Genomic DNA, 20,390 nt, shown 5'->3' with positions numbered 1-20,390 from the left:
GGGAGCCGCTTGTGACAGCTGAAGCGACAGTCAGAGCGGGCGCCGAGTTCGGCGCCGCGCTGCGGTGTGCGATCGAGCGCAGCGGCCTCAGCCTCAACGAGATCAGCCAGCGGTTGCGCGAACAGGACACGCCGGTCAGCGTGAGCGCGCTCAGCTACTGGCAGAACGGCGAGAACCGGCCGGAACGGGCGAGTTCCCTGGCCGCCGTGGCCGCGCTCGAAGCCATCCTGGGCCAGGCCCCCTCGACGCTCACGGCGCTGCTGGGCCCGCGCAGGCCTCGTGGCCGGTGGACGAACCGGCAGGGCCTCGCGCTGACGTACGACCAGATCTGGCAACGGCCGGACAGCGTCGCGAAGGCGCTGGCGAAGGTCGACGCGACACCGGACGACCTGGACACGCCGCACCGGCTCTCGCAGTACATCTCCTACCGGGTCAACGCGCAGGGCTTCGAGGAGTCCATGCGGGTCCGCCGGATCGTGCGGGCCGACCACGACGACACGACGCGGTTCGTGTTCGTCACCCGGTGCATCACGCTGCCGCAGCCGCCGGCGGTCACGTTCACCGAAGGCTGCCGGGTCGCCCGGTTCCGCGCGGACGTGCCCAGCTCGACGTGCGTGTTCGAGTTCGTGCTCGACAGGCCGTTGCAGGCCGGTGAGCTCGCGGCCGTCGAGTTCGCGTTGCGCTTCCCGCCCGGCCAGGCGAGCAGGCACGCGCAGATCGCGCTCTACCGGCCCGCACGGGAGATGGTGCTGCACATCGCGTTCGACCCGGCCAACCTGCCGGAGACGTGCTTCGGCTTCTTCCAGCCGCGCAGCGCACTCCCGCGCGAGCACCAGCCGGCGGTGACGTTCGACGAGCACACGACGACGTACCAGTTCATCACGCTGGACCCGATGCCCGGCCAGTACGGCATCAAGTGGAGCTACTCGTAGGGCCGTTCCGGCTGCGCGATCTCGACCGTGCTCTCCACGTCGACGAACGGGATCTTCTCGCCGTTCACCCCGTCCTCGATCGCCGAGTCCACATAGGACCCGACGATCTCGATCCAGGTGTCGTCCGGCAGCGGTTCGGCGTTGCGCAACGCGATCTTCACCGGCCTGCCGTCGGCGGCGCAGCAGGTGAGGATCATCCGCACCAGCAGCGGTTCCCCGTTCGGCCCGGTCGCGGTGAAGCCGACGAGCTTGATCCTGCGGCCCCTCAGGGTGCGGCCGCCGTCGAACACCGCGCGGCTCGCGTAGTCGAAGACCTTGACCTCCACCGGATCCCCGTCCGGCAGCGGCGGGTACTCGTCGGCCTGCTTCAGCACCGTGCCCGCGTTGTTCGCGGCGTAACTGCCGAGCGACGGAGGCGAGACGAGCACCAGCGCCAGCACCGGAACCAGCAGCAACCAACCGGCACGCGGCTGATGTCCTTTCGCGGTGGCGAACAACACGATCAGCACGACCGAGATCACCAGCAACGGCCAGAGTCCCGCCTTGACGTAGCTGACGTACTGGCCCGTCACCCAGACCCGTGCCGTCGCACCGGCCAGCAGCAGGAGGATCACGACCGCCGCGGCCCGGTTCACAGCAGCACCCCCACGGCCACCGCCGACGCGGTCGCGACCACGAGCGTGGCCGGAGCGAAGCGGATCGCGAACCCGCGGCCGAACATCCCCGCCTGCATCGCGAAGAGCTTCATGTCGACCATCGGCCCCACGACGAGGAACGCGAGCTTCGCCGTCGTCGAGAACTGGGTGAAGCTCGCCGCCACGAACGCGTCGGCCTCGGAGCAGATGGACAGCAGCACCGCCAGTCCCGCCATCGCGACCACCGCGAGCCACGGCTCGTCGGCGACGATCTGCAACCACCGCCCCGGCACCAGCACGTTGAGCGTCGCCGCCACCATCGCGCCGAGCACGAGAGACCCGCCCGCGTGCAGGAAGTCGTGCCGCGCCCGGCTCAGAAACCCGTGCGCGTGGTCGTGCTCGGGCATCCTGATCCACTCGGTGCGCCCCCTGCGCAACCACAACCAGCCCATGACGGTCGAGGCGAGCAGGCTGGCGGCAGCGCGGCCGAGCACCATCCCCGGCTGCCCGGGAAACGCCACCGCCGTCGCCACCAGCACGACCGGGTTCACCGCAGGCGCCGCCAGCAGGAACGTCAACGCCACCGAGGGCGCGATCCCCTTGCGCAGCAACGCCCCCGCCACCGGCACCGACCCGCACTCGCAGCCGGGCAGCACCACACCGGCGGCCGCCGCGGCGGGCACAGCGAGCACAGGCCGGCGCGGCAGCACCCTCACCAGGAGGTCACGCGACACGAACACCGCGATGGCGGCCGACAGCGCGACCCCCAGGGTGAGGAACGGCAAGGCCTGCAACACGATCGAGACGAACACCGCCGCCCACGTCTGGACGATCGGTGCCTGGAAGATCTCGTGGCCGCGCAGCAGCAGGCCGGCGAGGAGGACCGCGGCCAGCACCTCCACCGGCCCGATCCGTCGTTCGCCCATGGTGAGTGACGGTAGGGGGTGGACGAGGTGCTGGGCGCAAAACCGTTCGCGGCACTGGACAATGTCTGGACGGTCAGCCCGCAGCGCCAGGCCGTAGTGGTCGCGCAGGGTGCGCCCGGTGTGCTCGGTGCGAAACACCGCCCAGACGGTCAGCCGACCGCGTACCGGCTCACCGGCCGCGCCAACCCGTAGTGGTCACGCAACGTACGCCCGGTGTACTCGGTGCGGAACAGCCCCCGCGCCCGCAACAACGGCACCACGTGGTCAACGAACTCCTCCAGCCCGGACGGCAGCAGCGGCGCCATCACGTTGAACCCGTCCGCCGCACCGCTGCGGAACCACAGCTCGATGTGGTCGGCGATCTGCTCGGGCGTGCCGGCCACCACCTGGTGCCCGCGCCCACCACCCAGCCTGCCGAGCAGCTGGCGCAACGTCAGCCGCTCGCGCACCGCCAGGTCGCGCACCAGCTCGAACCGGCTCTTCGCGCCGTTGATGTCGGTCACCGGCGGCAGTTCCGGCAGCGGCGCGTCGAGCGGATGGCCGGTGAGGTCCACGCCGATCATGTCGGTGAGCTGCCGCACCGCGCGTTCCGGAATGATCAGTGACGTGAGCTCGTCGGCGAGCGCCGCCGCCTCCCGTTCCGTGCCGCCGAGCACCGGCACGATGCCGGGGAGCACCTTCAGGCTGTCGGTGGAGCGGCCGGCGGCGACGACGCGGCCCTTGAGGTCGCGGTAGAACGCCACGGCTTCCTCGTGGGTCTGCTGGGCGGTGAAGACCGCCTCCGCCCAGCGCGCGGCGAAGGCCTTGCCGTCCTCGCTCGACCCCGCCTGCACGAGCAGCGGATGTCCCTGCGGGCTGCGCACGGCGTTCAGCGGGCCGCGCACGGAGAAGAACCGGCCCTTGTGCCCGATCTCGTGGACCTTGGTCTCGTCGGCGAACACGCCGGAGTCCTGGTCGACGATCAGCGCGTCGTCCTCCCACGAGTCCCACAGCGCGGTGACCACGTCGAGGAACTCGTCCGCGCGTTGATAACGCTCGCCGTGCTCGGTGTTCTTCTCGCGGTTGAAGTTCTGCGCCGACCGGTCCTGCGCGGTGGTGACGATGTTCCACCCCGCCCTGCCGCCGCTGATGTGGTCGAGCGACGAGAACAGCCGCGCCAGGTTGTACGGCTCGCTGAACCCGGTCGACGCGGTGGCGATCAGTCCGATGTGGTCGGTCACCTGGGACAGCGCGGTCAGCAGGGTGAGCGGTTCGAACCGGCCGGCCGCGGTGTGCCGGACATCGCCCCAGATCTGGACGCCGTCGGCGAGGAACACCGAGTCGAACGTGCCGCGTTCGGCGATCTGGGCGAGGTTCTGGAAGTGCGCGACGTCGTCGAGCGCCTTCGGGTCGGTGCGCGGATGCCGCCAGGCCGCCTCGTGGTGGCCCACACCCATCAGGAACGCGTTGAGGTGCAGCTGACGTTCGGTCACTTTCAGACTCCTGCCAACGAGAATTGCAGCGGATCGGCGTACAGGGCGCCGAGCTGGACGGCACCGGCTGCCACCCCGAGCACGTCCACGCCGAAGCTGCTCGGCAGCACGAGCTCTCCGGACGTGCACAGGCTCGACGCCGCCGCCACCTCGGCGCGCAGGGCGTCGACGCACTCGGGCAGCCAGTTCGTGCCGATCTCGGTCACGACGAGCACGTCGGGGTTGATGAAGTCGAACAGCACGGCGGCGGCCCTGCCGATGATCCCGGCGCGTTCCACCAGCACCGCGACGGCGGCGGGATCACCGGCCTTGGCGAGGTGGGCGAGGTCCATCATGGACGGTCGCCCCACCACGCCGGCCTGCCAGGCCCTACGTGCCCACGCCTGGTCGGCCACGGTGGCCTGCAGACAGCCGGAACGGCCGCACGGGCAGTCGACCGCGGGATCACCCAGCGCCAGGTGCGCCACGTCGCCCGCGGCCGATCGCGCTCCGCGGTGGGGTGTGCCGCCGGTGACGATGGCCGCGTCGACCACGTTGCCGACGAACAGGTGCAGCATCGACTCCCGGTTCCCCGCGCGGCCGAAGAGCTGCTCGGCCTGGGCGAGCGCACGGGCGTGGCTGTCCACGAGCACGGGCAGCCCGGTGCGCGCGGTCAGCAGCTCCCGCAACCGCACGTCGCGCCACCCGAGCGAGGCGTGCTGGACCAGCACGCCCTGCTCGGTGTCCACCCAGCCGCCCGCCGCCACGCCGAGCCCGATCGGCACGAGGCCGGGCAGCTGCTTCTCGTGCAGCCGCAGCAACCGGTCGGCGGCCGTGGTCAGCACGGCGAGCGGGTCGGACGGGTCGCGGTGCGCGATCTCCTCCCGGGTGAGCGTCCGGCCGCGCAGGTCGAGGAACGCCAGCGTGCAGTACTCGTGCGCGACGTGCAGTGCCGCCACGACGTGCCTGCCGGTGTCGATGTCCACCGGCACGTGCGGCCGTCCGATGCCCTGGTACGGCACGGGATGGGCGGCCTCGACCAGCAGGCCGGCGTCGGCGAGCGCCGAACAGGTGCGGGTGACCGCGGCGGGGCTCAGTCCCGTTTCGCGGGCGATCGTGCTGCGGGCGATCGGGCCGTGCCGCAGCAGGGCCCGCAGCGCCGTTCCGGCCGGCGTGGTCATGAGATCAGCGGCGGGCCGGACGGGGACAGCGCGGGCCCGACCGCCCGCGCGGCTGCGGGCGTGCGGCCCCTGCCCCAGCCGATGTCCCTGCGGTAGCTGCCGAGCAGTCCGGTGCGGCGCAGGTGTTCCTCGTCGTGCGCGAACGACGCCTCCGGCAGCGGATGCGTGTGCGGGGCGACGAACAGCGCGTCGGCCGGGCAGTTCGCCTCGCACTGGAAGCACGTCTGGCAGTCCGACTGCCTGCTGATCACCGGCAGACCGTCGGCGCCCCGGTCGAAGACGTTGGTGGGGCACACGAGGATGCACTTGTCGCAGGCGATGCACTGCTGCGTCGAGATCAGTTCGATCATGCCGCCACCTCCGGGCGCGCCCACACCCGGTCCAGGCCGCCACTCGTGATCCTGTGGTGCTGCGACGGATCCAGCTCGGGGTGGTCCAGCCGCTTGGCCATGCCCCGGCTTTCGTTGCGCACCAGGGCCGACGTGTACATCCACCGGGCATGAGCGACCATCGCTGCGGCCTGCCGTGCCGGCACCGACGCGATGCCCGCCGACTCCACCGAGCGCAACGACTCCCAGACACCGTCCAGCACGCCCAGTGCGTCGCGCAGCACATCGCCGTGCCGCAGGTAGTTCTTGTCGTACGGCAGCACCTCGGCCTGAACCGTGCGCACGGCCTCGGCGATGTCGACGTCCGACGACCTCCCGGCAGGCCGCAACCCGGCACCACCGGCGGCCTGGACGCGCCGGGCACCCCTGCCGATCGAGCGGGCGAACCGGGCCGCGGCACGCCCCGACCACGACCCGGACGAGATCGCCCAGGCCGCGTTGTGGCTGCCACCGCCGGTGAACCCGCCGCAGATCAGCTCCCTGGTCGCCGCGTCACCGGCCGCGTACAGGCCGGGCACGGTGGTGGCGCAGCCGTCGTCGACGATGCGGATGCCGCCGGTGCCGCGGACCGTGCCCTCGGCGAGCAAGGTGACCGCGAACGGGTCGGTGAACGGGTTGACGCCCAGCCGGTCGAACGTCAGGAAGAAGTTGGGCTGCGCCAGGCGCATCGCCTTCTGGGCGGCCTCGTCGGCGAGGTCGAGCTTGCAGAAGACCTTCTCGGACAACAGGGTGCGTGCGATCACCGACCGGCCGCGCTGGCTGCCCGCTCCCTCCAGCACCGAGCCGTCGGCGCGGTAGAAGGTCGCGTAGTTGTAGAACGCGGTCTTGGTGACCGACGTGTGCTCCGGCGCGATGCCGTAGGAGTTGGAGAACTCCATTCCGGACAGTTCGGCGCCCGCCTCGGCCGCGAACAACGCGCCGTCGCCGGTGTTCACGTTGCAGCCGAAGGCCTTGCTCAGGAACGCGCACCCGCCGGTCGCGAGCACCACCGCACCGGCGCGGACCCGGAACGGCCGGTCCGCCTGCCGCTGGTGCCCCGCCGCTCCGGCCACCGCGCCGTCGAACGAGGTCAGCAGCTCGGTGACCGGGCTGTGGTCCAGAATCGTGACACCGGCCCTGCGCACGCGGATCCGTTGCCGTCGCATGTACTCGGGGCCCTGCAGGCCGTTGCGCAGCGACGTGCCGTCCGGCCCGACGGGAAACGGGTACTTCGCGTCGGCCAGCTCGTTGACCCGCTCGTAGGTCTCGTCGAGCACCCTGGCCATCCAGCGCCGGTCGGCGAGATAGCCGCCGAGCGCCTCCCTGCTCGCCATCGCGGCCTCACGGGCATCGGGTTCCGGCGGCACGTACCAGACTCCGGTGCCGACCGAGGCCGTCGCACCGCTGGTGCCGCAGTAGCCCTTGTCGGCCAGCACGACAGCGGCACCTTCCTCGGCCGCCTTCAACGCGGCCCAGGTCGCGGCCGGTCCTCCGCCGACGACCAGCACGTCCGTGGTGAGTTCGAGGGTCATGGCACGCCTCCTCAGGCTCCGACGGGAACGCGCCACGAGGTGAAGCGGCGTTCCAGGGCGACCAGCAACTGGTTGAACAGCACACCGATGGCGGAGATCGTGATGATGCCCGCGTACATCTGCGGGATGGCGAAGTTGTACTGCGAGGCGTTGATCAGGTAGCCGAGCCCCGCCTTGGCGCCGATCATCTCCGCGGCCACCAGCACCAGGATCGACACCGCGCCCGCCAGCCGGATGCCGGTGAACACCGTGGGCACCGCCGCGGGCAGGATCACCTTCTGGAACAGCCGGAAGCCGCCCAGGTTCATCGACTTCGCGAGGCGCAGCAACGTCGGGTCGACACCGCCGACCGCGCTGATCGTGTTCAGCAGGATCGGCCAGGTGCAGGCGTAGAAGACGATCGCGATCTTCGAGGTCTCGCCGATGCCGAGCAGCAGCACGAAGACCGGCAGCAACGCGAGTGCCGCGGTGTTGCGGAACACCTCCAGCAGCGGGCCGAGCACCGTGGACACCGGCTTGTACCAGCCGATCAGCAACCCGAGCGGGACCGCGCCCGCCACCGCGAGGCCGAAGCCCGACAGCGACCGCACGAGGCTCGCCCGCGTGTTCTCCAGCAGCTGACCGCTCACCAGGAGGTCCCACCACGCGCCCAGCACCGTGGAGAACGGCGGCAGGAAGGTGGCGTCGACCAGGCCGAGCCTTGGCGCGACCTCCCACACCACCAGCAGTGCCGCGATCGCGACGGTCTTGCCGGCGCCGGTCAGCAGCGCGTCCAGTGCGCGGCGAGTCCGTTGTGGACGGACGGCGACCGGTGTGGTCCTGGTCGCGGGACGGGCTTCCAGCAGTGCGGTCATGTGCCCACCACCTCCTTCTCGAGTTGCTGTGCGCGGGTGACCTCGTCGTGCAGCAGGTCCCAGATGCGGTGCCGGTAGCGGGCGAACTCCGGACTCGACCGCGGGTCGTCGGTGCTGAGCCGGTCGCCGAGGTCGATCGGCACGACCTCCTTCACGCGGCCCGGCCGCGACGTCAGCACCGCCACGCGCTGGCCGAGCAGCACGGCCTCGTCGATGGCGTGCGTGATGAACACGATCGTCTTGCCGGTGCGCTGCCAGATGCGCACCAGCTCGTCCTGCAACGATTCCCTGGTCTGCGCGTCGAGCGCGGCGAACGGCTCGTCCATCAGCAGGACGGCCGGGTCGTACGCGAGGCTGCGGGCGATCGCGACCCGCTGCCGCATGCCGCCGGAGAGCTGGTGCGGGTGCCTGTCCTCGAACCCGCTGAGGCCCACCAGGTTCAGGAACTCCGCGGCGCGCTCCGCCCGTTGCCTGCGCGGCACACCCGTGGCCTCCAGGCCGAACTCGACGTTGCCCTGCGCGGTCCGCCACGGCAGCAGTGCGTACTGCTGGAACACGATGCCGCGGTCCAGCCCCGGTCCGGTGATCGGGGTGCCGTCGAGCAGGATCTCGCCCTCGGAAGGCGAGGTGAGGCCGCCCAGCAGGTCCAGCAGGGTGGACTTGCCGCAGCCGCTCGGGCCGACGAGCACCAGGAACTCGCCGCGGGCGACGTCGAGGTCGATGCCGTCGACGGCGGTGAACTCGGTGCCCTTGACCGGAAAACGCTTCGTGACGCCGCGGAAGCTGATGTGCGGGCTCATTTCGCGAGCTCGTTGTACTCGTTGGTGTAGAGGTCGGCGAGCGTGACCTGACCGGCCTTGATCTCACCGCGTTCGGTGAGCCAGTCGACCCAGACCTGCAGCTCCCTGTCGAGGATCTTGCCGCCCTTCTCCGCGACGCCGGTGGACTTCCAGTACTTGAGTGCGCCGGGGTCCTCGTTGCGGCCGCGCCTGGTGAGGATCTCGACCTTGCGCGCGACGACCTGCTCCGGTGGTGTGGTGCGGCTCCACTCGATCGCCTTGGCGACGCCGGAAACGAAGGTGCGCACGGTGTTCGGGTTGTCCCGCAGGAACTTCTCGGTGAACACGTAGGTGCCGGCGGTGAACGCGCCGAGGAGGTCGAAGTCGGAGAAGAGCTTGCGGATGCCGCCCTTCTCCAGTGCCTTGTCCCGCAGGATTCCGCCGAGCACACCGACGTCGATCTGCTTCTGCCGCACCGCCTGTTCGGTGTTGACCGGCGGCACGACCGTCGCCTCGACCTTCTTGGCCTCGTCCTGGCTCAGCCCGTTGCGCTTGAGGTAGATGCCGAGCATCGCCTCGTGGTGCGCTCCGAGGGTGTTCATGCCGATCTTCTTGCCGATGAGGTCCCGCGCCGTCCTGATCGGACTGTCCTCCAGCACGTAGAAACCGCTGTAGGCCTGGGCGTCGGACCCGTAGTAGCCGATCACGGACCTGATCGGCGCTCCGGCGGCCTTGAGCTTCACGACCGCGCCGTTGAAGGCACCGCCGAAGTCGACCTGGCCGGTGGCCGCCGACTGGATGTCCTGCGGGCCGCTGGTGGTGTTGCCGACCCACTCGAGCTTGACGTCACCCAAGTAGCCGAGGTCGGCGGCGAGCTCCGGCAGGGTGACGTCGCCCGCCCAGCCCTGGTAGCGCAGGGTCCTGGTCTCCTGCCCGGCCCCGGCGGCGGTCGAGCAGCCGACGGTGGCCGTCGTGAGACCGAGCAGGGTGAGTCCGAGGAAGTTCCGTCGTGTGGTGGTCACGGCCGATTCCTTTGCTGAACGGGGGGGAATTGACGGTTGGGGTTCAGCGACCGGCGCGACAGAATGCGCTGGCGTGCCGTCGGAGATCGACGTGCCGGCGCGAGGTGAGGAAGGCGGCTTGGCTCACGGCGCAGAGCGTCACATCAGCCCGGACCAGGGTCAACGACGCGAGCGGACGTCTCACATGGTGAAGCCGCCCTGGACAGCTGGACCTAAATTTCCCGCCGCAAGAAAGTCGTCCGCTTCGTGGGACGAACTTATTTTCCCAGCGTGCAAACTAGATCCGGCCGACGCACAGCCGGAATGGTTGAGGCATGACAGCGCAACTCACCAGAACGATCACCGTCCACCGACTGGGAGCGCACATCGGTGCGCGCATCGACGGCGTTCAGCTCTCCGGCGACCTGCCGGCGGACACCGTGGCCGAGATCAGGGCCGCGTTGCTGGCGCACAAGGTGGTGTTCTTCTCCGGCCAGCAGCACCTCGACGACGCGGGGCAGCTCGCGTTCGCCCGCCTGCTCGGCCAGCCGACACTCGCCCACCCCACCGTCAAGGGTCAGGACCACGCTCAGGTCCTCGCCATCGACTCGGAGTACGGCAAGGCCAACAGCTGGCACACCGACGTGACGTTCGTCGACAGGGTGCCCGCGATCAGCATCCTGCGCGCGATCGAACTGCCCCCGTACGGCGGCAGCACCGTGTGGGCCAACACCGTGCAGGCGTACGCGGATCTGCCGGAAGCGTTGCGGGCGCTGGTGGACCGGTTGTGGGCGGTGCACACCAACCTCTACGACTACGCGGGACACGTGGACTCGACCCGCATCGGCGGCATCGACGTCAAGGAGCAGTCGTACCGCGACGAGTTCCGCTCGCACGTGTTCGAGACCGAGCACCCGCTGGTGCGCGTCCACCCGGAGACCGGCGAACGCGCGTTGTTGCTGGGCCACTTCGTGAAGCGGATCGTGGGCGTGACGCCGGCGGAGTCGCAGGCGATCTTCGCCCTGCTGCAGCAGCGGGTGACCCGGCTGGAGAACACGGTGCGCTGGCAGTGGTCCGACGGCGACATCGCCATCTGGGACAACCGCGCCACCCAGCACTACGGTGTCGCGGACTACGACGACCAGCGCCGCCGGCTGCACCGGGTCACCATCGCGGGTGACGTGCCGGTCAGCGTCGACGGCGTGGCCAGCACGCCGGTCACCGGGGACGCGGCCCACTTCTCCGCGCTGTGACGGCCGTTGCGGTGGACGGGCCGCCCGGCCCGTCCACTGTGGACGCTCAGTTGCCCGCGGCCAGCCACTCCTTCAGGCTGGTCGGCTGCAGCTGCGCGCCCGCGTTCGGCACGAGCTGCTTGCCGGTCAGCGGCGTGCCGAAGTACCGGGCCTGCGGGTCGCCCACGACCTCGCGCGCGTCGTCGCGCGCCTGGAGCACCGTGCGGATCCAGCCGTCGAGCGTGAACTCCTCCGGTCCGCCGATCTCCTGCACGCCGTTGATCGGGCCGGCCGCCGCGGTCCTGGCGACCACCGCCGCGACCTCGGAGGCCGCGATCGGCTGCACGCCGCCGTGGGGCAGGCGCACGACGCCGTCGACGGTGGCCGAGTCCGCGATCGCGCCCGCGAACTCGAAGAACTGGGTCGCGCGGACGATCGAGTACGGCAGCCCGGACGAGGTGATCAGCTTCTCCTGAGCCACCTTCGCCCGCAGGTAGCCGGAGTCGGGCAGCTCGTCGGTGCCGACGATCGACAGCGCGACGTAGTGGCCGACGCCCGCTTCCTTGGCTGCCGTCGTCAGGTTCGTCGTGGCGGTGGTGAAGAAGTTCATGACGTCGTCGTCGGCGAACGACGGCGAGTTCGACACGTCGACGAGCACGTCGGCGCCCCGCAGGACCTCCTCGACGCCCTCACCGGTCACCGTGTTGACGCCGCTGTCCGGGGACGCGGGCACGGCGTCGTGCCCGTGCTCGGCGAGCCGCTTCACCACCTGGCTGCCGATCAAGCCGGTGCCGCCGATGACAACGATCCTCATGAGTCCGTCCCTCTCGTCAGCCCGCCCCGTGCGGGTGTTCACGAGCTAAGACCGGACAGCCCTCGCCGTTGTGACAGGCCTACTGGAAGGCGTTCAGCTTTTCCGGGTTGACCAGCCACATCACCTGATCGATCCCCTCCGAGGAGGCCGTCACGGTGATCACCGCGTAGGTGGTGCCGTCCTTGCGCAACCGGACCGCGCTCAGGCCGTTCGCGTCGACGAAACCGACGTCCGCGCCCGCCCAGAACTTCGGCGCCCACGCCGCGAAGATCTTCGCGAGGGTCGCCGCGCCGAACAGCGGCCGCCCGGCCGCGCGCACCGCGCCGTTGCTGTCGGAGTAGCTCACGACGTCCTCGGCGAACAGCTTCTCGAGTGCGGCCAGGTCGCCGGCCTGCGCGGCCGCCACGAACGCCTCCAGCAACTTGCGCTGCTCGGCGGGTTCGACGGGCACCCTGCGCTCGTCGGCGAGGTGCTTGCGCGCCCTGCTGACGAGCTGCCGCGCCGCGACCTCGCTGGTCTGCACGATCTCGGCGATCTCCCGGTACGGGTAGTCGAACGCCTCGCGCAGCACGTACGCGGCCCGCTCGGTCGGCGTGAGCTTTTCCAGCAGCAGCAACACCGCGAGCTCCAGCACAGCGCCCCGCTCGGCACCGAGCTGCGGGTCGGCGGCCGTGTCGACCGGCTCCGGCAGCCACGGTCCGACGTAGGTCTCCCTGCGGGCGCGCGCCGTCTGCGACTCGTTGATCGCGAGCCGGGTGATCGCCGTCGCCAGGTAGGCCTCGGGATTGATCACCGACGCGCGGTCCGCGAGCTGCCAGCGCACCCAGACCTCCTGCACCAGGTCCTCGGCGTCGGCCACGCTGCCGGTCATGCGGTAGGCGATGCCGAACAGCCTCGGCCGAGCCGCCGCGAACGCCGACTCGGCCTGCTCCAGCTGCGTCATCGCACCGCTCCCCTCGTTCGATCGCCACCGTAGCGCCGATCGTCGAAGCGGTTCATGTGGCGGCCGGCACGCGGGTCGCTCACACGTCCAGCAGCACCGAGACGATCGCCAGCCCGATGCCGCGACTGCCGCCCGTGACCACGTACGGCGCGTCCCGCCAATCCCAGGCCCACGAGATCATCGTGGTGAAAGACTTGGCCGCGTGACCGAACGAATCAGCCCGCCGCTTCAGGGAGACGAGCGCGAGACCCTGCGCGCGTTCCTCGACTTCCACCGCGCCACCCTCGCGATGAAGTGCGAAGGCCTGTCCGACGACGACCTGCGCCGCCGTTCGATGCCCCCGTCCACGCTGACGTTGCTCGGCCTGGTGCGGCACATGGCGGAGGTCGAGCGCACCTGGTTCCGCAAGGTGATCAACGGCGAGGACATCCCGCTGGTGTGGTCGGACGAGAACGACTACCAGGTCGCCTACGACGGCTCGCGGTCGAGCCGCAGCGAGGCGTTCTCCGCCTGGCAGAACGAGGTCGAGCACGCGCGCAGGATCGAGCGCGAGGCCGAGTCGCTGGACGTCACGGGCTACCAGCCGCGGTGGGAGGAGCACGTGTCGCTGCGGCTCGTGATGCACCACCTGTGCCACGAGTACGCGCGCCACAACGGCCACGCGGACTTCCTGCGCGAGGGCATCGACGGCGTCACGGGGGTGTGACGAACCTCAGTAGAAACCGTCGCGTCGCGCCGTGCTGCGGTGCCCCAGGTCGGCGCTGATCCGTTCCGCGGCGTCCAGCAGCAACGGCACCACGTCGCTGCGGAGCGCCTCGACGGACGACCGCCCGACGGACGTGGAGGACGCGAGGGCCGCCACGACCTCGCCGGTGCGGTCGCGGACCGGCGCGGACACCGAGAGCAGGCCGATCTCCAGCTCCTCCGCCACGATCGACCAGCCGTCCGAGCGAACCTGCCGCAGCACGGCGCGAAACGCGTCGGCGTCGGTGACCGTGTGCTTGGTCAACGCGGGCAGTCCTGCCGCGATGACCTCGTCGACCACGACGTCGGGCGCCCACGCGAGCAGCACCCGGCCCATCGACGTCGCGTACGCGGGGATCCGGGTGCCGATCGACACGTTGATGCTCATGATCCGCCGCACCGGCACGCGCGCCACGTACGCCGCGTCGCGTCCGTCCAGCGCCGCCAGCGACGCCGATTCACCGGTTTTCGCGGACAGCTCCAGCAGGTGCGGCTGCGCGATCTCGATCATCGCGTGCGACGCCGAGTAGTGCTGCCCGATGCTCAGCACCCGAGGCGTCAGCGACCACCTGCTGCCCGTGGACCGCACGTAGCCGAGTCGTTGCAGCGTCAGGAGAATCCGTCGGACGGCCGGGCGTGACAGCCCCGTGGCCGTGGCCAGCTCGGCCAGGGTCGGGTTCACCCTCTCCTCGTCGAACGCGAGCAGCACGGCGAACCCGCGTTCGATGCTCTGGATGAAGTCGCGGTCGTCCGGATCGCTCGCCATCGCCCCATCCTCCCGGTTGACAGTTCAACGAACGCGGGGCACCCTCGTGTAACCGCAAGGCGTACAAGGTGTACGCATATCGTACATGAAGGCCGGAGATGGAACTCGATCACCGCACAATCCGTGGGTGCGCAGGACCCAGCCGACGACGTGCGCCGGGTGTGCGCGATCGCGGAGATCGCCGTGATCCGGGTGGACCTGAACGCCCGTGGGGACCGGCTGACGGCGCTGGCCCACCTGCCGAAACCGGTCGACGCGGGTGCCGAGCTGGTCGAGCAACCGGTGCCGGGCGCCGGGGTCGAGTGGCTCGCGGAGATCAACCGCGCGCTGCCGATCCCGGTGATTGCCGACGAGTCGCCGCGCACGCCGTCGGACGTGTTCTCGGTGAAGACCACCAAGTCCGGCGGGTTGCGCGCGACGGCGGCCATCGCATCGATCGCCGTGGTGGCGGGTATTCCGTGTCACGGTGGCACCTCGATCGAGAGCACGTGGGGCAGCGAGCTGTTCGGACCGTTGCTCGTGCGCGAGGAGCTGCCGGCCACGCCGCTGCGTTGCGCAGGCGGCAACCTGCACCTGCCCGACGGACCTGGGCTCGGCATCGAGCTCGACCCCGCCGCCGTCGCGGCCTTCACCAGGAGGTGACCGTTGCTCTTCCACGTGCGCATGGACGTCTCGCTCCCCCACGATCTCGACCACAACCGCCGCGCCGAACTCATCGCCGCCGAGAAGGACCGCGCGGTGGAGCTGCAGAAACTGGGCGTGTTGCCGCATCTGTGGCGAGTTGTCGGACAGTACGGCGACATCGGCATCTTCGACGTGCCGTCCAACGACGAGCTGCACGCGTTCCTGTCGTCGTTGCCGCTGTGGGAGTTCATGCGGGTCGAGGTGACGCCGCTGGCGCAACACCCCTCCGACCTGGCGGCTCAACCATGACGGCGGTCCGCGAGAGCCCGACCTGGCGATCCCCTGGCCGACGTGCCCGCGGACCGGCCGGGCTGATCGCGGCAGCGCGGGAGGTGGCGGAGGATCGCCGGTGGTGCTGGTGACCTTCGACCCGCATCCCGCGCGCGTCCTCTGGCCGCCGCGCGACACCGCCGCGTTGTCCACCGTCGACCGGCGCACCGAGCTCGGGCGCTCCCTCGGCGTGGACGCGGTGCTGGTGCTGCCGTTCACCCGCCGTTCCGCCGCGCTCTCGCCGGCGCGGGGGACGCCGGACGGGCGGCTCGCGCACTTGATCGTCTCTTCTGGTTCTGTGGTGGTGGCCGGTCCGGATGGTCCGGCCGTGCTCGAGTTCATCGACCGCCAGGGGGAACATCAGTGATCCACTACACCGTCGACGGTCCGGACGACGCCGAGGTGCTCGTGCTCGGCCCGTCGATCGGGACCTCGCTCGGCCTCTTCGACGCCCAGGTCGCGGCTTTCGCCGACCGGTGGCGCGTGGTCAGGTTCGACCTGCGCGGCCACGGCGGCTCCCCGGTGCTGCCCGGCCCGTACACGGTCGCCGACCTCGCCGGTGACGTCCTGGAGCTGCTCGACCACCTGCGGGTGCGGCGGTTCCACTACCTGGGCGTGTCCATCGGCGGAGCGATCGGCCAGTGGCTCGCGCTGCACAGCGACCGGCTGCTGACGCTGACGATCTGCGCCTCGGCCGCCCAGTTCGCCGATCCGCCGCAGTGGCCGGCGCGTGCGGCGACGGTGCGTGCGCAGGGCACGTCGGTCATGGTGCCGTCCCGCCTGGGCACCTGGTTCACACAGGAGTTCGCGGAGCGCGAGCCTGCCGAGGCCGAGCGCCTGCTGGACATGCTGCGCGCCACCGCCGCCGAGGGCTACGCGGGCTGCTGCGAGGCCATCGGCACGTTCGACGTGCGGGACGAGCTGGGCCGGATCACCGTGCCGACGCTCGTGCTCGCGGGCGGTGACGACCCGGCCACCCCGATCGACACGGTCCGGGCGATCGCGGACGGGATTCCCGGCGCGTCGTTCGCGGTCGTGCCGGACGCAGCGCACCTGCTCACCGCCGAACGCCCCGAAGTTGTGAACGCGATGGTCGCGGACCATCTGACAAGGAGAGTTCATGCGTGACGCCGTCATCTGCGAGCCCATCCGCACACCGGTGGGCCGCTACAACGGTGCGATCAAGGAGCGCACGGCCCAGGAGCTCGGGGCGATCGTCGTGCAGGAGCTGATGCGCCGCACCGGACTTGATCCGTCCGATGTGGACGATCTGGTCCTCGGCCACTGCTATCCCACCATGGACGCTCCGGCGATCGGCCGCGTGGTCGCTCTGGACGCGGGCCTCGGTGTCGGTGTACCGGGTGTGCAGCTGGACCGCCGGTGCGGGTCCGGCCTGCAGGCCGTGATCAACGCGGCGATGGCCGTGCAGACCGGTGCGCAGGACCTCGTGCTCGCGGGTGGCGTGGAGAGCATGTCGAACGCGGGCGTGGAGGCCCTGTCGCGCGGCAGGGTCACCGCGGGCGGGGTCAACTTCCCGGTGCCGGGCGGGATGCTGGAGACCGCGGAGAACCTCCGGCGCGAGTACGGCATCTCCCGCTCCGAGCAGGACGAACTGGCGTTGCGCAGCCACGAACGCGCGGTCGCCGCACGGGATCGTTTCGCGGACGAGCTGGTCCCGGTCGGCGACTTCGCCGTGGACGAGCACCCGAGGCCGGGTTCGACGCTGGAGAAGCTCGCGTCGTTGAAGCCGGTCATGGACGTCGAGGGCGCGACCGTCACGGCGGGCAACGCGAGCGGGCAGAACGACGGCGCCGCGATCTGCGTCGTCACGCACCCGTCCAGGGCCGCCGCGCTGGGTCTGCGTCCGCTGGCGCGGCTGGTGTCGTGGGCCTCTGCCGGTGTCGAGCCCTCGCGGATGGGCATCGGGCCGGTGCCGTCGTCCGCGCGGGCGTTGCGGATCGCCGGTCTGAAGCTCGACGACATGGACCTGATCGAGCTGAACGAGGCGTTCGCCGCGCAGGTGCTGGCCGTGACGCGCGAGTGGGGACTCTCCGACTTCGAGCGGCTCAACGTCAACGGCTCCGGCATCGCGCTCGGCCACCCCGTCGGCGCGACCGGTGCGCGGATCCTCGCGACGATGCTGCGCGAGCTGGAGCGTCGTGACGGCCGCTACGCCCTGGAAACGATGTGCATCGGCGGCGGGCAGGGGCTCGCGGCGGTCTTCGAGAGGGTGTCATGAACAAGGTCGTGGCGTCCGCGGCGGATGCGGTGTCCGATGTGGACGACGGTGCCACCATCGCCGTGGGCGGGTTCGGGTTGTGCGGGGTGCCGAAGGTGCTCATCAACGCCCTGTACGACAAGGGTGTCGGCTCGCTGGGCATCGTGTCGAACAACTGCGGCGCGATGGACCAGGGCCTCGCGGTCCTGCTGTCCGCGGGCCGGATCGCCCGCGTCACGGGCTCCTACATCGGCCAGAACAAGGAGTTCGCCCGCCAGTACCTCGCGGGCGAGATCGAGGTCGAGCTGATCCCCCAGGGCACGCTCGCCGAACGGTTGCGCGCGGGCGGCACCGGCATCCCGGCGTTCTACACGCCCGCCGGTGTCGGCACGCTCGTCGCCGACGGCGGCCTGCCGTGGCGCTACCACCCGGACGGCACCGTCGCGGTCGCCTCGCCGGCCAAGGAGGTTCGGGAGTTCGACGGTCGCGAATACGTCCTGGAGCACAGCATCCGCACCGACTTCGCGCTGGTGCGGGCCGCTCGTGCCGACCGGTTCGGCAACCTGGTGTTCGAGAAGTCGGCCCGCAACTTCAACCCGCTCGCCGCGATGGCGGGCCGCGTCACGATCGCCGAGGCCGAGGAGCTCGTCGACGTCATCGACCCCGACGAGGTGCATCTGCCGGGCATCTTCGTGCAACGGGTCGTGGAGCTGTCGCCGGAGCAGGTCGCCGACAAGAGCGTGGAGTTCAGGACGGTGCGCCGTGTGGAGTCGTGACGAGATGGCGGCCCGCGCGGCCGCGGAGCTGCGTGACGGCGAGTACGTCAACCTCGGCATCGGCGTGCCGACGCTGATCCCGAACCACCTGCCACCCGGCGTCGAGGTGGTGCTGGAGTCGGAGAACGGCATCCTCGGCGTCGGCCCGTACCCGCTCGACTCCGAAGTGGACCCGGACCTGATCAACGCGGGCAAGGAGACGGTGACCGTCCTTCCGGGAGCGTCGTTCTTCGACTCGGCGCTGTCGTTCGGCATGATCCGCGGCGGCCACGTCGACGTGGCGGTGCTCGGCGCGATGCAGGTGTCGGCCCACGGCGACCTGGCGAACTGGGCGGTACCTGGCAAGCTCGTCACCGGCATCGGCGGCGCGATGGACCTCGTGCACGGCGCGCGCCGGGTGATCGTCGTGATGACGCACAACGCCAAGGACGGCAGCCCGAAGCTCGTCGGCGAGTGCACGCTTCCGTTGACCGGCAAGGCGTGCGTGGACCGCGTGATCACCGACCTGGGCGTGTTCGACGTGACCACGGACGGTCTGCGACTCGTCGAACTCGCGCCGGACGTCACGTTCGACATGGTGCTGGAACGAACCGATGCGGCGATTTACCGCTGACTAACCGGCACGCGCCACCGTGGGGCAATGCGCAAAGTCATGGTGATCCTGCCCGCGGTGGCGCTCTCCGTGCTGGGCCTCACGAGCACCGCCCAGGCCGAACAGGCGCCGGGGTGCTCGTCGACGGTGCAGATCGGCTCCACCGGGTACGTGAAGAAGGGCAGCACGATCATCGCCTCGGTGAAGCAGTTCAAGGGCTGCGGCAAGAACTGGGCCTACACCTACGTGTGGGACTCGTGGGCGGCCAAGCCGGGCAGCTTCTCCTCCAGCGCCGAGATGGTCGTGAACGGCAGGCGCGACCTGAGCAGCACCGTCAACGGCACCAACGACCAGGACGTCTGGTCCAAGGGCACCAACACGCTCACCAAGTGCACCAGGGCGTACGGCGAGGTGTGGGGCGACGGCAACGTCTACTGGGGACAGACCGACGAACGCTGCTAGTAGTTGCTGATGTTGCCGTCCGGATCGCGGACGTGGACGCCGTGTCCGGCGGTCAGACGGGCGGTGGGCAACAGCAGCGGTTGTTATTTCGGATTGTTCCTAAGTAGCCTGGTGGGCGTGACCGAGCCGGTTGATCTCGACGAGCTGTTGCGGGCGGCGGCCAGCAAACCTCGACGACGCATCCTCGCCGAGGTGTGGGGACGCGAACGGGGCGCGGGCGAACTCGCCGACCAGCTCGGCCTGGCTCCCGCGAGCGTGTCGGAGCACCTCAAGGTGCTGCGCAAAGCCGGACTGGTGACCATGCGAGTCGATCACACGTACCGGCTCTACCGAGCCTGTCCCGAGCGGTTGCACCGGCTTGCCGACCTGCTGCGGACCTTCCCGGCTCGCGATGACTCCCGTACCGGCGACCAGGCTTCCGGAAGGACATGACATGGACGAACAAGCAGGGCCCCGAGCGAACGCGGTGGTGCACTTCGACATCAGCGGCCCCGCCGACGAGGACCTCCGCCGTTTCTACGGCGGCCTGCTGGACTGGCAGGTCGACGCCAAGGGCCCTGGTTATGCGCTGGTGCAGACGCCCGGCGGGTTGCGCGGCGCGATCGTCGGCAGCGAACAGCCCGGCCTCGCGCTGGGTGTCGCGGTCCCCGATCTCGATCAGGCCGTGCAGAGCGCCCTGGAGCTGGGCGAAGCCGTGGTCATGCCACCCACCGACAACGGCTGGGTGACCAAGGCGCAGGTCACCGATCCCGCGGGCAACCTCCTCACCCTCATCCAGGCGTGACCGGCCGCAGCGGCGCGGGAGGGTACTCGGGCACGCCCCTCGCCAAGAAGATCGGGATCAGGCCGGGTGACCACGTCCGCTTCGTTCACCGGCCCAGCCAGTGGGAAGTGCCGGACATGGCCGACAGCTGCCGGGTGTCGGAGGGCACCGGCGGAGCCGACGACACCGATGTCACCCTCGCCTTTCACACGTCGTTCGCCGCTCTGGCCACCGAAGCCCCCGGTTTGGTCGACGACCTTGCCGATCACGCGATGCTCTGGATCGCCTGGCCCCGCCGCGCGGCGGGGCACCACAGCGACATCACCGAAAACGCCCTGCGCGAACTCTTCCTCCCGCTCGGTGTCGTCGATGTGAAGGTCGCCGCGCTCGGTGACGACTGGTCGGGGCTGAAGTTCGTCCGCCGCAAGGAGAACCGGCGTTCCTGACCAGGCCCTAGGGTGGCGGTC

27 protein-coding genes are annotated in these 20,390 nt (G+C 70.4%); 14 read left to right on the top strand and 13 right to left on the bottom strand.

Features of this window, described 5'->3' with window-relative positions:
- Nucleotides 1-11: 11 nt before the first annotated feature.
- Nucleotides 12-932 (top strand): XRE family transcriptional regulator, encoded by a 921-nt coding sequence (locus tag IEZ09_RS07555; RefSeq protein ID WP_189252864.1) that lies wholly within the window; start codon nt 12-14, stop codon nt 930-932.
- On the opposite strand, the gene IEZ09_RS07550 is transcribed toward IEZ09_RS07555, so the two are convergent.
- The 10 genes from IEZ09_RS07550 to IEZ09_RS47810 form a co-directional block, all read right to left on the bottom strand.
- The gene (locus tag IEZ09_RS07550) at nt 923-1,567 is read right to left on the bottom strand and encodes a TIGR03943 family putative permease subunit (RefSeq protein ID WP_189252863.1); all 645 of its coding nucleotides are present in this window, start codon (nt 1,565-1,567) and stop codon (nt 923-925) included. The two genes, IEZ09_RS07555 and IEZ09_RS07550, sit on opposite strands and share 10 nt — an antisense overlap.
- Complete coding sequence (locus tag IEZ09_RS07545) at nt 1,564-2,493, bottom strand: permease (protein WP_189252862.1); 930 nt, start codon at nt 2,491-2,493, stop codon at nt 1,564-1,566. The genes IEZ09_RS07550 and IEZ09_RS07545 overlap by 4 nt, the downstream gene beginning before the upstream one ends.
- A 149-nt stretch (nt 2,494-2,642) precedes the next feature.
- Nucleotides 2,643-3,965: an LLM class flavin-dependent oxidoreductase gene (locus IEZ09_RS07540; RefSeq protein WP_268247608.1), complete on the bottom strand. Its 1,323-nt coding sequence runs from the start codon at nt 3,963-3,965 to the stop codon at nt 2,643-2,645.
- 2 nt (nt 3,966-3,967) lie between these two features.
- Nucleotides 3,968-5,125: an ROK family transcriptional regulator gene (locus IEZ09_RS07535; protein WP_189252861.1), complete on the bottom strand. Its 1,158-nt coding sequence runs from the start codon at nt 5,123-5,125 to the stop codon at nt 3,968-3,970.
- Nucleotides 5,122-5,475, bottom strand: coding sequence for a 4Fe-4S dicluster domain-containing protein (locus IEZ09_RS07530; protein ID WP_189252860.1), 354 nt, complete (start codon nt 5,473-5,475; stop codon nt 5,122-5,124). The genes IEZ09_RS07535 and IEZ09_RS07530 overlap by 4 nt, the downstream gene beginning before the upstream one ends.
- Entirely contained in the window at nt 5,472-7,025 is a 1,554-nt protein-coding gene (locus IEZ09_RS07525) for an FAD-dependent oxidoreductase (protein WP_189252859.1), read from the bottom strand. Before IEZ09_RS07525 ends, IEZ09_RS07530 begins: the two co-directional genes overlap by 4 nt.
- 11 nt (nt 7,026-7,036) lie before the next feature.
- Nucleotides 7,037-7,879, bottom strand: coding sequence for an ABC transporter permease (locus IEZ09_RS07520; protein ID WP_189252858.1), 843 nt, complete (start codon nt 7,877-7,879; stop codon nt 7,037-7,039).
- A complete protein-coding gene (locus IEZ09_RS07515) occupies nt 7,876-8,679 on the bottom strand; it encodes an ABC transporter ATP-binding protein (protein ID WP_189252857.1) in 804 nt (267 codons plus the stop codon). Before IEZ09_RS07515 ends, IEZ09_RS07520 begins: the two co-directional genes overlap by 4 nt.
- The gene (locus IEZ09_RS07510) at nt 8,676-9,680 is read right to left on the bottom strand and encodes an ABC transporter substrate-binding protein (RefSeq protein WP_189252856.1); all 1,005 of its coding nucleotides are present in this window, start codon (nt 9,678-9,680) and stop codon (nt 8,676-8,678) included. The genes IEZ09_RS07515 and IEZ09_RS07510 overlap by 4 nt, the downstream gene beginning before the upstream one ends.
- Before the next feature lie 43 nt (nt 9,681-9,723).
- The gene (locus IEZ09_RS47810) at nt 9,724-9,807 is read right to left on the bottom strand and encodes a putative leader peptide (protein WP_368856141.1); all 84 of its coding nucleotides are present in this window, start codon (nt 9,805-9,807) and stop codon (nt 9,724-9,726) included.
- A 187-nt stretch (nt 9,808-9,994) separates the two neighbouring features.
- Here IEZ09_RS47810 and IEZ09_RS07505 point away from each other — a divergent pair, with 187 nt between their 5' ends.
- Nucleotides 9,995-10,912, top strand: a complete 918-nt coding sequence (locus tag IEZ09_RS07505; RefSeq protein ID WP_189252855.1) for a TauD/TfdA dioxygenase family protein — start codon at nt 9,995-9,997, stop codon at nt 10,910-10,912.
- Between the two features lie 46 nt (nt 10,913-10,958).
- Here the strand turns inward: IEZ09_RS07505 and IEZ09_RS07500 are convergent, their stop codons facing one another.
- Both IEZ09_RS07500 and IEZ09_RS07495 read right to left on the bottom strand, forming a co-directional pair.
- Nucleotides 10,959-11,705 carry an SDR family oxidoreductase gene (locus tag IEZ09_RS07500; RefSeq protein WP_189252854.1) on the bottom strand — a complete coding sequence of 249 codons (747 nt, stop codon included), beginning with the start codon at nt 11,703-11,705 and terminating at the stop codon, nt 10,959-10,961.
- A gap of 79 nt (nt 11,706-11,784) precedes the next feature.
- A complete protein-coding gene (locus IEZ09_RS07495) occupies nt 11,785-12,648 on the bottom strand; it encodes an RNA polymerase sigma-70 factor (protein WP_189252853.1) in 864 nt (287 codons plus the stop codon).
- Between the two features lie 202 nt (nt 12,649-12,850).
- On the opposite strand from IEZ09_RS07495, the gene IEZ09_RS07490 reads away from it, so the two are divergent.
- A complete protein-coding gene (locus IEZ09_RS07490) occupies nt 12,851-13,354 on the top strand; it encodes a DinB family protein (RefSeq protein ID WP_189252852.1) in 504 nt (167 codons plus the stop codon).
- A 6-nt stretch (nt 13,355-13,360) separates the two neighbouring features.
- Here the strand turns inward: IEZ09_RS07490 and IEZ09_RS07485 are convergent, their stop codons facing one another.
- The gene (locus tag IEZ09_RS07485) at nt 13,361-14,158 is read right to left on the bottom strand and encodes an IclR family transcriptional regulator domain-containing protein (protein WP_189252851.1); all 798 of its coding nucleotides are present in this window, start codon (nt 14,156-14,158) and stop codon (nt 13,361-13,363) included.
- 123 nt (nt 14,159-14,281) lie between these two features.
- Here IEZ09_RS07485 and IEZ09_RS07480 point away from each other — a divergent pair, with 123 nt between their 5' ends.
- The 11 genes from IEZ09_RS07480 (at nt 14,282) to IEZ09_RS07430 (ending at nt 20,369) form a co-directional block, all read left to right on the top strand.
- Entirely contained in the window at nt 14,282-14,800 is a 519-nt protein-coding gene (locus tag IEZ09_RS07480) for an enolase C-terminal domain-like protein (protein ID WP_229812322.1), read from the top strand.
- 3 nt (nt 14,801-14,803) lie between these two features.
- Entirely contained in the window at nt 14,804-15,091 is a 288-nt protein-coding gene (locus IEZ09_RS07475; protein ID WP_189252850.1) for a muconolactone Delta-isomerase, read from the top strand.
- A gap of 100 nt (nt 15,092-15,191) precedes the next feature.
- Nucleotides 15,192-15,479 carry a hypothetical protein gene (locus IEZ09_RS07470; protein WP_229812321.1) on the top strand — a complete coding sequence of 96 codons (288 nt, stop codon included), beginning with the start codon at nt 15,192-15,194 and terminating at the stop codon, nt 15,477-15,479.
- On the top strand, nt 15,476-16,240 hold the full coding sequence (gene pcaD, locus IEZ09_RS07465) for a 3-oxoadipate enol-lactonase (RefSeq protein WP_189252849.1): 765 nt from the start codon (nt 15,476-15,478) through the stop codon (nt 16,238-16,240). The genes IEZ09_RS07470 and pcaD overlap by 4 nt, the downstream gene beginning before the upstream one ends.
- Nucleotides 16,233-17,351 (top strand): acetyl-CoA C-acetyltransferase, encoded by a 1,119-nt coding sequence (locus IEZ09_RS07460; protein ID WP_189252848.1) that lies wholly within the window; start codon nt 16,233-16,235, stop codon nt 17,349-17,351. The genes pcaD and IEZ09_RS07460 overlap by 8 nt, the downstream gene beginning before the upstream one ends.
- Nucleotides 17,348-18,106 (top strand): CoA transferase subunit A, encoded by a 759-nt coding sequence (locus IEZ09_RS07455; protein WP_189252847.1) that lies wholly within the window; start codon nt 17,348-17,350, stop codon nt 18,104-18,106. Before IEZ09_RS07460 ends, IEZ09_RS07455 begins: the two co-directional genes overlap by 4 nt.
- A gap of 4 nt (nt 18,107-18,110) precedes the next feature.
- Nucleotides 18,111-18,719 carry a CoA transferase subunit B gene (locus IEZ09_RS07450; protein ID WP_189252982.1) on the top strand — a complete coding sequence of 203 codons (609 nt, stop codon included), beginning with the start codon at nt 18,111-18,113 and terminating at the stop codon, nt 18,717-18,719.
- 27 nt (nt 18,720-18,746) lie between these two features.
- Nucleotides 18,747-19,160, top strand: a complete 414-nt coding sequence (locus IEZ09_RS07445) for a hypothetical protein (RefSeq protein ID WP_189252846.1) — start codon at nt 18,747-18,749, stop codon at nt 19,158-19,160.
- A 117-nt stretch (nt 19,161-19,277) separates the two neighbouring features.
- Nucleotides 19,278-19,592, top strand: a complete 315-nt coding sequence (locus IEZ09_RS07440) for an ArsR/SmtB family transcription factor (protein ID WP_189252845.1) — start codon at nt 19,278-19,280, stop codon at nt 19,590-19,592.
- Between the two features lies 1 nt (nt 19,593).
- Nucleotides 19,594-19,944, top strand: a complete 351-nt coding sequence (locus tag IEZ09_RS07435; RefSeq protein WP_189252844.1) for a VOC family protein — start codon at nt 19,594-19,596, stop codon at nt 19,942-19,944.
- Nucleotides 19,941-20,369, top strand: coding sequence for a DUF3052 domain-containing protein (locus IEZ09_RS07430; RefSeq protein WP_189252843.1), 429 nt, complete (start codon nt 19,941-19,943; stop codon nt 20,367-20,369). The genes IEZ09_RS07435 and IEZ09_RS07430 overlap by 4 nt, the downstream gene beginning before the upstream one ends.
- The last annotated feature ends 21 nt before the right edge of the window (nt 20,370-20,390 follow it).

Source organism: Lentzea flava (assembly GCF_014648475.1).
In the GTDB taxonomy this organism is placed as follows: domain Bacteria; phylum Actinomycetota; class Actinomycetes; order Mycobacteriales; family Pseudonocardiaceae; genus Lentzea; species Lentzea flava.
This window is presented reverse-complemented; position numbering and strand designations above follow the sequence as displayed.